Here is a 12,132-nt window from a genome sequence, read left to right as displayed (position 1 = left end):
CCCGTATGTTCGCCGGTATCGAATCCATCGCCCGCCGCTGGCGGCGTCGCCTCAGCCGCAGCGAGTGGGCCATCCGCCACCTCGGCCTCACGCCGTCCGAAGGCACCAGCGAGGAGCCCGGCCTCCTTCTCATCCAGATCGATGGCTTCGCGCGCACGCAACTGGAGCGCGCGCTCGCGCATCGCCGCATGCCTTTCCTGCAACGCCTCATTCGCCGCGAGGGTTACGAGATGCGCACGTTCTATCCCGGCATCCCTTCCACCACGCCGGCGGTGCAGGCCGAGCTGTTCTACGGCGTTCACTCCGCCGTGCCTGCGTTTAGTTTTTTCGACCGCAAGCGCGGCGAATTGGGCCGGATGTATGATTCCGAATGGGCCAAGTCCGCCGAGGCCGATTGCGCCGCGGTCGGCGGCGAAGGTCTCCTCACCGGCGGCAGCAGTTGGTCCAACATTTACACCGGTGGCGCCGGCCAGGATGAAAGCCACTTTTGCGCCGCCAGCATCGGCTTCGGCGACATGTGGCGCACCGGCAAAATCCGGAATATTTTCCTCTTCATCATTTTTCACCTGCCTTCGGCGATCCGCATCGCGTGGCTGCTGATCGTCGAGTTCGCCGTCGCCGTCTGGGATGCCGCCAAAGGCATCGTGCATGGCCGCAAAGTCGGCCTCGAACTCACCCTCCTCGCCTCCCGCGTCTTCATCGGCGTCGGCCTGCGCGAATTGCTCATGATCAGCGGGCAGATCGACGTCACGCGCGGGCTCCCGATCGTGCATCTCAACTTCGTCGGCTACGACGAACAGGCCCACGCCCGCGGCCCCGGTTCCCGTTTCGCGCACTGGTCGCTGCACGGCATCGATCGCGCCATCAAGCACCTCGTGCGCGCCGCGCACCGCTCCAATCGCCGCGACTACGCCGTGTGGATTTTCTCCGACCATGGACAGGAACACACCCGCCCGTATCCGCTCGTCTATCCCGGCGGCCTCACCGCGGCCGTCAGCTCCTGCCTCGAACTCGCCCGCGAACAAGACCCGGCGTGGACGAAACGCATCCCCGAACGCACCGTGCGCGGCCTCGTCGGCTCGCGCGCCCGGCCGGTCTCGAAACCGAATCTGGAGCAAGCGATCGCCGGCACGGTCGCCGCGCACGGTCTCGTCGTCGCCGACATGGGCCCCGTCGGCCACATCTATTTCGCCGAGCCGTTGACCGACGATCAGCGGCACGCCATTGCGCGGCGGCTCGTCGATCAATTTCACGTGCCCGGCGTCATCGTGCGGCGCGGCGAACAGCTCATCTGGGTGCACGGCCACGGCGAAACACGCATCCCCGACGAGCTGCCCGCCCTGCTGCCGCACGCGCCCGCGATCGCCGCGGAAATCACCAAGGATCTCGTCTATTTTTGCGGCCGCCCCAACGCCGGCGATCTCATCGCCTTCGGCTGGGTGCCGTGGGACATCCCGTGGTCGTTCGCGGCCGAGCATGGCGCGCACGGCGGCTTCGGCCCCGAAGAATCCCGCGGCTTTCTCCTCCTGCCGCCGCGCACGCGCCTGCCGGCGGAATCCACTGACTTCGTGCGCCCCTCCGCCCTGCGCGCCGCGGCGCGCCATCACCTCGGCCGCGAAGCCATCCCCCGCGCCATCGTCACACGCGGCACCGAATTACGCTTGCGCGTCATGACTTACAACACGCACGGCTGCTCCGGCATGGATGGCCGCGTCTCGCCGCGCCGCATCGCACGCGTCATCGGTGCGCACGAGCCCGACATTGTCGCGCTGCAGGAACTCGACCTCGGCCGCCGACGCTCCCGCGCCGAGGATCAGGCCCGCATCATCGCCGAAGAGCTCGGGTTGCACGTCGTGTTCTGCCCCACGATCACCCGGGGCGAGGAACACTACGGGCATGCCCTGCTCAGCCGCTGGCCCGTCGAGGTCGTGCGGCGCGCGCTGCTGCCCGCCGATCACAAGAGCTGGTGGCGCGAACCGCGCTCCGCGATCTGGGGCCGCGTGCGCATCGGCGAAGCCACCGTCAACATCGTCACGACCCACCTCGGCCTCGGCCCCAAGGAACGCCTGCTGCAAATGCGCGCGCTCCTCAGCGACGAATGGCTCGGCCCCGTGATCGACGCCGAGCCGGTGATGATTTGCGGCGACATGAATCTCAGCCCCGGCAGCGCGCCCTACTCTCTCGCGCTCCGGCGCCTGCGCGACGTGCAGACGATCCGCCGCGAACACCGGCCGTTAAAGACGTTTTCCTCGCTGCGCCCGTTTATGCGCATCGATCACATCTTCGTCTCCGCGCACTTTCAGCCGACCCACGTCTTCGTGCCACGCAACGACCTCACGCACCGCGCTTCGGATCATCTTCCTTTGATTGTGGACCTTGAAGCTGCGACCGCAGCCGTCGAAACGCCCACCCGCAACCCACGGTGATCACGATCGCGTAGATCACGAAAAACGTGATCCGCCCCGGCGTGAGATCATCGCTCTTGTCGCCGAAGAAAATCGCGATGCTCGAGCGCGCCACGTGCACCGGAAACGCCCACAACAGAAACGTCCGCAGCGGCACGCCCATCACCGGAATCACGTAGTTTTTCGCGAAATAGGGCACGCCCGGCAGCAGCACGGTGAACAGCGTCACCGGTCCGTTCGCCCCCTTCGGAAGCTGGCGCCGCACTTTCTTCAAACGCCGCGCAAACACATCGCGAAACAGATGCACGAGCCCGTAGCTGATCAGCAGTTGCAGCAGGATCGAGACGGACACGAGCGCCAGGCCCAGCCCCATGCCGAATTTCACGCCCGCCACCGCGTGCGCAATCGTGATGGGAAAGCCCAGCAGCGGCAGCACCGTGATCAACACAAACACCAGCCAGCCGTTGAGCCGTTGCGCCCGGTCGTGCACCGCATCGATGTCGATGTGATGGTAAAGCCACGCGATGCCGATCAGCGCCAGCACCACCACGGCTGCCGAAATCCACTGACGCTTCGTCACGTTCCGCAGCCGCTCCCGCCACGTCGGGCTTTTGCCCGTCGCGGGCTGCTCGCTCTGTTTGGGACGGCGTGCGCTGCGCCGTTGACCTTTGCGCGGAGCGGAGCGGCTCACGGTGAGGCGTTGCGCATCGCAGCGATTTCCTGCCGGCCATCCACCCGCAGCGTCGCGCGCTCCGCGGCCGCATCGTAGCTCACGACCGTCACGCCGCCGAGCGTCTCGCCCACATTGACCCAAAAACTGCGTCCATCGCTGCGGCGGATAAGTCCCACCAGCGTAGCCTGCCCCATCACCGTCACTCCCGTCAAATCGTAGAACGGCTCAACCATTCCCGGCGCCGTCGCGTCCGGGCTTTCCGCCGTCGGCGCAACCGCCGCCGTGCCCGCCGCCTCCCGTGGCGCCACCGCCGTTGTTGTTGCGGGCGCCGCGATCGCCGGATCAGTCGCCACCGCGGAATCCGCCGACGCTTCAACGCGCGACCCTGCGCCGTTCGACCGATGCAGGACGACCGCCATCAAAATCAGCGCGACGAACAACAACGCTACATTGCAATACAACAGCTTCGACGACGGCTGGCCGAAAGTCCCCGCCTGCACCGCCCGCCGTGTGCGCGCCGGACCGCGGATTCCCGGCGCGAGCACGCCCGCCTGTTCCAGGCGAAGTTGCTCGGTCTTTTTCAGGGCGTCGCTGATCAGGCTCATGGGACGGGAGTCAAAGATGGACAACCCACCCCGCCGCTGTTCCGCACATTCTCACGCCCCCATCGCTCGCACCGTCCGCCGCAAGACTTTGACGCACCCGAAAACCGCTCTACGCTGCACCCTCCTCATGGTTGCACGCGTTGACTCTCCTTTCACTCCCGCCGAACTCGAAGCCGAGACCGACCGGCTCTTGCGCGCCCTCCTGCACGTCGAATGCGACCCGCGCGGCCGCACGTGGAACCTCGACACCTGCCGCGAGATCGCGCCCCTCACGCTCGAAATCAACCGCCTCAAACGCGAGAAAAACGCCGTCATCCTCACGCACTCCTACGTCGAGCCCGAGATCGTTTACGGCGTCGGCGATTTCAAAGGCGATTCCTACTACCTCGCCCAGCAGGCGAAAAACGCCCACGCCGACATCATCCTCTTCGCCGGCGTCGTCTTCATGGCGGAGACCGCGAAGATTCTCTCGCCCCAAGCCACCGTCATCGTTCCCGATCGCGGCTCCGGCTGCTCCCTCGCCGATTCGATCACGGGCGACGAACTTCGCCGCCTGAAATCGGTTTATCCCGACGCCACCGTCGTCTGCTACATCAACAGCACCGCGGAGGTGAAGGCCGAGTCCGACGTCTGCGTCACCTCGGGCAACGTTTACGACATCGTCGCAAACCTCCCCGCGCGCCGCATCCTCTTCGTGCCTGACCGCCTGATGGCGCAAAACCTCCGCGCCGAATTGAAGGCGCGCGGCGTCGACAAGGACGTCATCTCCTCCGACGGCACGTGCATGGTCCACGACGAGTTTACCGTGGCGCAAATCGCCGAGGCCCGCGCGCAATTTCCCGGCCTCAAAGTCGTCGCCCATCCCGAGTGCACGCGCGAAGTCGCCGCCGCGGCTGATTTCGTAGGCAGCACCGGCGCCATGATGGCCTACGTGAAAACCACGGCCGCGCCCTACTTCCTGATGCTCACCGAGTGCGGCCTCGTCGGCCGCCTCGAAGTCGAGTCGCCGGAGAAAAACTTCATCGGCGGCTGCCGCCTGTGCCCCTACATGAAGCTCAACTCGCTGGAAAAAATCCGCGACGCCCTCCTCGCCCCGCGGCCCGATCAGATCGTGACGCTCGACGAAGACATCCGCCTCCGCGCCTCCCGCTGTATCGAGCGCATGTTCGAACTCACTCCCGCGAAGTAGCCCGCCCGGTCGAACGCCCGCCGTAGTCCGCGCTCGTTCGCGTCAACCACCGCCATGCAGGAAATGCAGGCCGGGTGCCCTCACCCCGCAATCTCGCCGCGCCCGCACGCGCCCCTAGCCCCGCCCTCACTCCGCCCTTCTCGTCCTTCGCGCCATTCGCGGCAAACTCTACCGCATCATCTCGCGCAGCGTCGGCATCATCGCCGCCGTCCAGCGCTCGTAACCTGCGCGCACCGGATGCAGTTGCTCTGGCATAAGCTCCTTCGGAATCGTGCCGTCCGGCGCGAGGAAAACGTGATTCACATCGAGAAACCGCACGCGTTTCCCATCGGCGAGCTTCGGCAGCTCGCGGTTCACCGCCTTGATCACCGCCATGCGGCTCTCCCAATCCTCCGCCTGGCCGGTCTTGGTCGTGCGCGGCCCGCGCGGGAAAATCGCCAGCAACAGCACTTTCGTCTCCGGCAGACGCGCCTTGATCTCGTCCACAATCTTGCGAATCCCTCCCACAATTTCCGGCGCCGTGTTCTTCGCGGAATTGTTCGTGCCAATCAGCAGCACGACGACGCGCGGATGGAGGCCGTCGAGTTCGCCGTGCTCGATGCGCCAGATGACGTTTTCCGTCTTGTCGCCGCCAATCCCGAAATTCGCCGGGGCCCACGCCCCGAAGTTTTTCTCCCAAATGTCCGGCACCTTTTTCCAACCCGCCGTGATCGAGTCGCCGAGGAACAACACCCCGATCGGCCCGCTGCGCCCGCGTTGCAGAAACGCCTCGTGCTCCTGCTGATGATCTTCGCGGGCGAGTCCCACATCCGCCGGCGATCCCGCGAGGGCGAGAGGCGCGGATAACAGCAACAGTCCACTCAACGCGAAGGTCAGGCAGGCACGTGTCATGATGCCATCTCACGCCTCGCGCCACCTCGCGGCAAGAATCTGTTTCGCCCCGACCGCCGGCCCGTCATGCGCTTTGACGCGCCGCGCGGATGCGCTCACGTTCTCCCTTTCGCCATGCTGACTCCGCGCACTTCGCACCTCATCGACCTCGCCTTGGAAGAAGACGCCGGACTCGGCGACCTCACGAGCCGCGCGATTTTTCCCGGCCGCCACCAATCACGCGCCTTCATTTCCGCCGAGCAACCGCTCGTCGCCTGCGGCCTCGACGTCGCCGCCGCCGTCTTCACCCGCGTCGATCCCGCGCTGAAGGTCAAACTCACCGCCGCCGACGGCCAGCGCCTGAAACCCGGCGCGGTCGTCCTGCGCACCGCCGGCCCCACCGCCGCGCTGCTCACCGCCGAACGCACCGCCCTCAATTTCCTCCAACGTCTCTCCGGCATCGCCACGCAGGCGCGCGCGTTTGCCGACGCCGTCGACGGCACGGGCGTCCGCATCGTCGACACGCGTAAAACCACCCCCGGCTGGCGTGCCCTCGAAAAATACGCCGTGCGGTGCGGCGGCTGCTTCAATCACCGCTCCTCGCTCGGCGAACACGTCTTGATCAAAGACAACCACATCGCCGCCGCCGGCTCGCTCGCGAAAGCCGTCGCCCTCTGCCGCGCCGCCGCGCCGCACACGGCCCGAATCGAGGTCGAAGCCAAATCCCTCGGCGAAGTGCGCGAGGCGCTGCGTGCGAAAGCCGACGTCATCCTGCTCGATAACATGACTCCCGCGCTCGTGCGCAACGCCGTCGCCCTCATCGCCGGCGCGGCGCGCGTGGAAGTTTCCGGCGGCGTGAAATTCGCCACGCTGCGCGACTACGCGCTCCCCGGCGTCGACGTCATCAGCATCGGCGCACTGACGCATTCCGCACCCGCCGCCGACCTCAGCCTGACGCTCACCTCCGGCCGCTGATCGCTTCTTCCTCTGTAGGCGGGGTGCCCTCACCCCGCAACTTTAGCGACGCGCCCTCACCGCCAATTTCCGCCTGAATCCCATGCGCACCTTTTCCACCGACTGCCTCGTCATCGGCGCCGGCCTCGCCGGTTCGGCCTACGCGTTGCACGCCGCGCGCGCCGGCCACGCCGTCGAACTCCTCTCGCTCTCCGGCCCGCTCGTCGCCAACAGCGATTGGGCCCAAGGCGGCATCATCTACGAAACCGCGCACGATCCCGCCCAGCTCTCGCGCGACATCATCGACGCCAGCGACGGCACCTCGAATCCCGCCGCCGTGGAGCAACTCGTCCGCGAGGGCCCGCTCGCCGTCAAAGAGTTGCTCCTCGATGAACTCGCCGTGCCCTTCGATCGCGACGCCGCCGGCCACCTCGATCTCGGCCGCGAAGGCGGCCACCACGGCCGCCGCATCATCCACGCGAAGGACACCACCGGCCACGCCATCCTCACCGCCGTCGCCGCGCGCGTCGATGCCACACCTCGCATCACCCGCCGCCTCGGCTGGGTCGCCGTCGACCTGCTCACCCTCTCGCACAACGCCGCCAGCCCCGCCGACAAATACGAACCGCTGACCTGCTTCGGCGCCTACGTCCTCGACACCCACTCCGGCGAAGTCGCCGCGATCGTGGCAAAGAAAACCATTCTCGCGACCGGCGGCCTCGGCCAAATCTATCTGCACACGACCAACCAGCCCGGCAGCGTCGGCCACGGCGTGGCGATGGCGTATCGCGTCGGCGCGCGCCTCATCGACCTCGAATACGTGCAGTTCCACCCGACCGTTTTCGCCGGCGCCGGCGGTCAGCGTTTCCTCATCACCGAAGCGTTGCGCGGCGAAGGCGCCGTGCTCGTCAACGGCCGCGGCCAACGCTTCATGGATGACAAACATCCGCTCGGTTCGCTCGCCCCGCGCGACATCGTCGCCCGCGCCATCCGCGAGGAACTCGCCGCCTCCGGCGAACCCTGCGTCTACCTCGATCTCTCTGCGCTGAAACCCGAGTTCGTGCGCGAACGTTTCCCGAGCATCTATGACCGCTGCCTCGCCGCCGGCGTGGATATCACGCGCGAACGCATCCCCGTCGTTCCCGCCGCGCACTTCGCCTGCGGCGGCGTGCACACCGACCTCGCCGGTCGCACGAACATCCGCGGCCTCAACGCCATCGGCGAAACCGCCTGCACCGGTCTCCACGGCGCCAACCGCCTCGCCAGCACGTCCCTCTTGGAATGCCTCACCAGTGCGAAAATCACTGCTCAGGCCGACGCCGCCGACCTCGCGCGCGGCGATTTCCGCCTCGCGCAACCCCGCCCATGGAAGAGTGCCGCGCGCATCGCCGATCCGCTGCTTCTGCGCCAGGACATGCTGCAAATCCAGCACACGATGTGGAACTACGCCGGCATCATCCGCTCCTATCGCCGCCTGACGCGCGCCCGCCGCATCCTCCTCGAGTTGCGCGAGGAGATTCAGAGTTTTTATCGCGACCGGCAGGTGACGCGTGAACTCATTGAACTGCGCAACGCCGTGCAGACCGCCCTCCTCGTCGTCCACGCCGCCGCCCTCAACCCCGAAAGCCGCGGCGCCCACTACGTCAGCGAAGAATCCGCATAGCCGCTACGGCTTCACTTGCCGCCGCGGGATCAAAACGTCTCTGCGAGACAGGATCGTTTAATTCCGCGCGCGGAGGATCTCTCGCGATCTACCGGCCGGACCGCTGGCCGCGAACAACGTGACCTGCACGAGCCACTGCGGTGCCTGCGGGCAATGGACGTGCGTATGCGCGAGCGATTTAAGCTGGTGAAATCTCCGGCGGCGCTCCTCCCCGGTTACGTCGCCCGGTGGGCAACGGCGTGCTTCGCCGCCTGTTTCCCCACACCGGCGATGCTCATGCTGGAGCACGGACCCGACATCCGGCACATGCAAGAGTAGCTTGCGCCCGCAGCCCTCAATTCAAAACCTCCCCTCAATTAAAAACCTCATATCTTGACTCGTGACAAATTCGCCGGCGGTGGCCGCGAACAAGGCGGCTTGCCAGTTTTAAATCCATGTTTGCTTCTGCGTTATTCGCCGGGCGCCGACCCGATGGACGACGGATTGCAAGAAGGCGGAAAAAACCGGCTCTGAGCCCGCCACGAGCAGCCCCGCCACCATCGCGAATGTTGGTCTCGATGGAATTCTGCCAGCGGCACTGCCACTCCCTGCTGCGCTCGCCGATGAGCACGGGCGTTTATAGGCCAACGCCCGCCGCGCTGCGGGCCCGCGCTTTTTCCAAGATCGCCAGCAACGCCGCAAAGTCTTCCTCGCGCGTGCGGCTCTCGATCACGAAATCGAATTTCCGCGCTTCGCGCAGTTCCGCTTCCGCCGTCGCCATCCGCCGCGCGATCTCCGCTTCGTCGTCCTGCCCGCGCGATCGCATCCGCCCGAGAAGCCGGTCGTGATCCACCACGATGAACACCGTCGTCAGGCTGCGCTTCAGCAACGGCGTCCGCTCCGCGACCCGGCGAAAGCTCTCCACCCCCTGCACATCGACGCTCATCACGAGATCGCGCCCCTGGGTCAGCGGTTCCACGACCGATGACGCGAGCGTGCCGTAGCGTCGCTCGCCGTGCACCCAGGCCCATTCGAGAAATTCTCCCGCCGCCACTTTTGCGTCGAATTCCGCTGGCGTGAAAAAATGATAATGCACGCCATTCACTTCACCCTTCCGTGGCGCGCGCGTAGTCGTGGTGATCACCCGTGAGAACCCCGCGTGTTCCGCGACCAGCCGGTCGCACAACGTGCTCTTGCCCGACCCCGCCGGACCGGCCAGCACCAGCAGCACAGGCGGAGAGTCAACGGCGCGCGAATTCGTCATGCGTTCGCCCTCCGCGCCTCAATACGTAAACGCCACCACCGCGAGGAGCGCCCCGTAACCTAGCAGCACCGCGCCGGCCGTCTTCACGCGCGCGGTTCGCGCGAACAGCCACTCAAACGCATCGCGCAACCGGAAAGGCGACGCGCCCAGATAAAGCGCCGCCGCGATCGCCACGAAGACCAGCGTCACCATGCACAGTCGCTGCGGATGATCGTATTCCATGTAAGCCGCCATCAGTAATGGCGACGCGCTTAACAGCACCAGCACGGCGAGCCCGCGCACGGCGAGAAAATCCGGGATGGCCGAGAACGCCAGCACCGCGAGCAACGCGAAACCGATGGTGAGAATCACGTGGTATTCGCCGAAGTCCGCCTGCGGCAGGTGCCAGACTTCGTAGAGAAACCACAATGCGCCCCCGCCGAAGCAAATCACCGCCGCCGCCGGCGAACGGGGAAACGCTTTGCAGAGCGCCGCGAAGGCCTTGCCGCCGAACAGCAGCGCCGCGCCGAAAACGCAGAGGACCAGACCGGGCAAAAGGGTGGCAAGGGTGAGGGACATGGTATTCGTGCTCTTAATCGTAATCTTACTCGTGCTCAATCTCTGGTCCGGACTCCGCCAACTCCTCATAATCGGCCTGTTCCTCGCGCACCTGCCCGCCAAACGTCTCCAATAGTCCCATCAGCATCGAGACCACGCCCACCAAGACTTCCTTGCCCTCCGCCGCTCTGGTTGCGTCGAGCTGATTTCTCACGACCAGCACGTCCAAGCCCGCTGCACATTCGAGCGCCGAACCGCGTGCAATATCGAGATAGCGACAGCGATCAGGCCGTGAGCGTTTGCCGTTTCCTTCGGCGATGTTCAAAACGATACTCGTGGAAGCGCGATCCAATTGATCGCGTGCGGCGATCTTGCCTGGGAGGGCTCCGAGAATTGTGTCGGCGAACGCGACAAACCGCAGGGCCTCCTGATAGACGCGGAGTTTTTCGTGATCGAAATAGATTTTGGACATGCGACGAGTTAGGAGATTACGAGCACGATTACGAGCAAGAGCACGCGCTCACCCCACCCCCGCCAGCACGAGCTCCCCATACAACGTGCTCACGCTCGCGCGTTCAATCCGCAGCGGCACGAGTTCGCCCACCAGCCGCGGATCGGCGTCGAACACACACACGCGATTCCCCCGCGTGCGCCCCGTGAAGCGCGCGCCACTTTTGTCCCGCCCTTCCACCAGCACCTCCTCCACCGCGCCGATGAGCCGCTGCGTGCGCCGCAGGGAATTTCTTTCCAGCACGTCGAGCAGCACTTGGTTGCGGCGTTCCTTCACTTCATCCGCCACCTGGTCGCCCATGTCTGCGGCGGGCGTGCCGGTGCGGATCGAGTATTTAAACACATACGCCATGTCGAAGTCGCACGCCTCGAACAGCTCCCGCGTCTGCTCGAAATCCTCCTCCGTTTCGCCCGGAAAACCCACAATCACATCCGTCGAAAAATACATCCCGGGCTCCACCGCGCGCAACGCCTCCACGATCTCCCGGTAACGCTCCCGCGTGTAAGGCCGGTTCATCGCGCGCAGGATGCGATTGCTGCCGCTCTGCATCGGCAGATGCACGTAGCCGCACAATTTCGGCAGCCGCCCATACGCCGCCACCAAGTCGTCCTTGAACCCGCGCGGATGGGGCGACGTAAACCGGATGCGCTCAATGCCATCGATCGCGTGCACGCGCTCCAGCAGTTGCACAAACGGCGTCACCCCGCCCGTGTGCACGTAGTCGCGCCGCCCGTAACTCGTCACGATCTGGCCGAGCAACGTGATCTCCCGCACGCCCCGCGCCGCGAGCATCCGGCACTCCGCCACGATGTCGTCCATCGGCCGCGAACGTTCGTCGCCGCGCGTCTTCGGCACGATGCAAAACGCGCAATCCATGTTGCAGCCCTGCTGAATCGACACGAACGCACTCACCTGTCGCTCACTCTCAACGTCACCCTCGCCGCCTCCTCCTTCGCCATTCGCCGCGCCGCCGCTCGTGTTCGCTTCCGGCAGCAGGTGATCTTTGATCGTGTTTTGTGACCCTGCCTCCTCGCCGATATCGACGATGCTCGCGCCCACCGGCAGGCCCGCCTCCCGCGCCGCCCGCAGGTTGTCGAGATACCCCGGCACTTGGTGAAACTTCTGCGTCCCGATGATCAGGTCCACGTCGGGCAACTGATCGAGGAGCGACGCCCCACGGTTCTGTGCCATGCACCCGAGAATCCCCAAGACGAAGTCCGGCTGCTTCTTCTTGCGCCGCTGGAGGTAGCCGGCCTTGCCGATCGCCTTTTGCTCCGCGGCATCGCGCACGCTGCATGTGTTGAGCAGCAGGATGTCGCACTCGTTCTCGTCCGCCACGATCCGATAGCCACGCGCACGCAGCATCGCCGCGACCGCGTCGCTGTCGCGCTCGTTCATCTGGCAACCATAGGTCTTGATATGGACGCGGTTCAAAATCGGAAAGGTTTTACCTACCCGCCCCCGCCCGGGGGTCAAACGGGA

12 protein-coding genes are annotated in these 12,132 nt (G+C 65.7%); 5 read left to right on the top strand and 7 right to left on the bottom strand.

Features of this window, described 5'->3' with window-relative positions; genetic code table 11:
- Positions 1–5 precede the first annotated feature (5 nt).
- Positions 6–2,426, top strand: a complete 2,421-nt coding sequence (locus K0B96_RS00275; protein ID WP_220162476.1) for an endonuclease/exonuclease/phosphatase family protein — start codon at positions 6–8, stop codon at positions 2,424–2,426.
- Here K0B96_RS00275 and K0B96_RS00270 read toward each other — a convergent pair.
- Complete coding sequence (locus tag K0B96_RS00270) at positions 2,335–3,096, bottom strand: TVP38/TMEM64 family protein (RefSeq protein WP_255558764.1); 762 nt, start codon at positions 3,094–3,096, stop codon at positions 2,335–2,337. The two genes, K0B96_RS00275 and K0B96_RS00270, sit on opposite strands and share 92 nt — an antisense overlap.
- Positions 3,093–3,683 (bottom strand): hypothetical protein, encoded by a 591-nt coding sequence (locus K0B96_RS00265; protein WP_220162474.1) that lies wholly within the window; start codon positions 3,681–3,683, stop codon positions 3,093–3,095. Before K0B96_RS00265 ends, K0B96_RS00270 begins: the two co-directional genes overlap by 4 nt.
- 127 nt (positions 3,684–3,810) lie before the next feature.
- Between K0B96_RS00265 and nadA the strand changes: the two genes are divergently transcribed.
- On the top strand, positions 3,811–4,872 hold the full coding sequence (gene nadA, locus K0B96_RS00260) for a quinolinate synthase NadA (protein WP_220162472.1): 1,062 nt from the start codon (positions 3,811–3,813) through the stop codon (positions 4,870–4,872).
- A gap of 168 nt (positions 4,873–5,040) precedes the next feature.
- Here the strand turns inward: nadA and K0B96_RS00255 are convergent, their stop codons facing one another.
- Entirely contained in the window at positions 5,041–5,763 is a 723-nt protein-coding gene (locus K0B96_RS00255; RefSeq protein WP_220162470.1) for a GDSL-type esterase/lipase family protein, read from the bottom strand.
- Between the two features lie 114 nt (positions 5,764–5,877).
- Here K0B96_RS00255 and nadC point away from each other — a divergent pair, with 114 nt between their 5' ends.
- From nadC to K0B96_RS00240, 3 genes are all read left to right on the top strand, one after another.
- Positions 5,878–6,717, top strand: coding sequence for a carboxylating nicotinate-nucleotide diphosphorylase (nadC, locus tag K0B96_RS00250; protein ID WP_220162468.1), 840 nt, complete (start codon positions 5,878–5,880; stop codon positions 6,715–6,717).
- 82 nt (positions 6,718–6,799) lie between these two features.
- Positions 6,800–8,359 carry an L-aspartate oxidase gene (nadB, locus tag K0B96_RS00245; protein WP_220162467.1) on the top strand — a complete coding sequence of 520 codons (1,560 nt, stop codon included), beginning with the start codon at positions 6,800–6,802 and terminating at the stop codon, positions 8,357–8,359.
- 165 nt (positions 8,360–8,524) lie between these two features.
- Positions 8,525–8,677, top strand: a complete 153-nt coding sequence (locus K0B96_RS00240; protein ID WP_220162465.1) for a hypothetical protein — start codon at positions 8,525–8,527, stop codon at positions 8,675–8,677.
- A 298-nt stretch (positions 8,678–8,975) separates the two neighbouring features.
- Here the strand turns inward: K0B96_RS00240 and K0B96_RS00235 are convergent, their stop codons facing one another.
- Genes K0B96_RS00235 through K0B96_RS00220 form a run of 4 tightly spaced genes read right to left on the bottom strand, consistent with a single transcriptional unit; the run spans position 8,976 to position 12,084 of the window.
- Positions 8,976–9,602 (bottom strand): guanylate kinase, encoded by a 627-nt coding sequence (locus K0B96_RS00235; protein WP_220162463.1) that lies wholly within the window; start codon positions 9,600–9,602, stop codon positions 8,976–8,978.
- 18 nt (positions 9,603–9,620) lie between these two features.
- Positions 9,621–10,160, bottom strand: a complete 540-nt coding sequence (locus K0B96_RS00230; RefSeq protein ID WP_220162454.1) for a hypothetical protein — start codon at positions 10,158–10,160, stop codon at positions 9,621–9,623.
- 25 nt (positions 10,161–10,185) lie between these two features.
- Positions 10,186–10,611, bottom strand: a complete 426-nt coding sequence (locus K0B96_RS00225) for a four helix bundle protein (protein WP_220162452.1) — start codon at positions 10,609–10,611, stop codon at positions 10,186–10,188.
- Between the two features lie 48 nt (positions 10,612–10,659).
- Positions 10,660–12,084: a MiaB/RimO family radical SAM methylthiotransferase gene (locus K0B96_RS00220; RefSeq protein ID WP_220162443.1), complete on the bottom strand. Its 1,425-nt coding sequence runs from the start codon at positions 12,082–12,084 to the stop codon at positions 10,660–10,662.
- Positions 12,085–12,132 lie beyond the last annotated feature (48 nt).

Origin of the sequence: Horticoccus luteus (assembly GCF_019464535.1) — a bacterium.
In the GTDB taxonomy this organism is placed as follows: domain Bacteria; phylum Verrucomicrobiota; class Verrucomicrobiia; order Opitutales; family Opitutaceae; genus Horticoccus; species Horticoccus luteus.
The sequence above is the reverse complement of the archived record's forward strand: the minus strand, read 5'-3'. Positions and strand labels throughout refer to the sequence as shown.

Coding starts and splice junctions, on each gene's coding strand:
- K0B96_RS00230 (WP_220162454.1), bottom strand. CDS start 10,160: ATGTCCCTCACCCTTGCCACCCTTTTGCCCGGTCTGGTCCTCTGCGTT.
- K0B96_RS00265 (WP_220162474.1), bottom strand. CDS start 3,683: ATGAGCCTGATCAGCGACGCCCTGAAAAAGACCGAGCAACTTCGCCTG.
- K0B96_RS00275 (WP_220162476.1), top strand. CDS start 6: ATGTTCGCCGGTATCGAATCCATCGCCCGCCGCTGGCGGCGTCGCCTC.
- nadB (WP_220162467.1), top strand. CDS start 6,800: ATGCGCACCTTTTCCACCGACTGCCTCGTCATCGGCGCCGGCCTCGCC.
- nadC (WP_220162468.1), top strand. CDS start 5,878: ATGCTGACTCCGCGCACTTCGCACCTCATCGACCTCGCCTTGGAAGAA.
- K0B96_RS00255 (WP_220162470.1), bottom strand. CDS start 5,763: ATGACACGTGCCTGCCTGACCTTCGCGTTGAGTGGACTGTTGCTGTTA.
- K0B96_RS00235 (WP_220162463.1), bottom strand. CDS start 9,602: ATGACGAATTCGCGCGCCGTTGACTCTCCGCCTGTGCTGCTGGTGCTG.
- K0B96_RS00225 (WP_220162452.1), bottom strand. CDS start 10,611: ATGTCCAAAATCTATTTCGATCACGAAAAACTCCGCGTCTATCAGGAG.
- K0B96_RS00240 (WP_220162465.1), top strand. CDS start 8,525: ATGCGCGAGCGATTTAAGCTGGTGAAATCTCCGGCGGCGCTCCTCCCC.
- nadA (WP_220162472.1), top strand. CDS start 3,811: ATGGTTGCACGCGTTGACTCTCCTTTCACTCCCGCCGAACTCGAAGCC.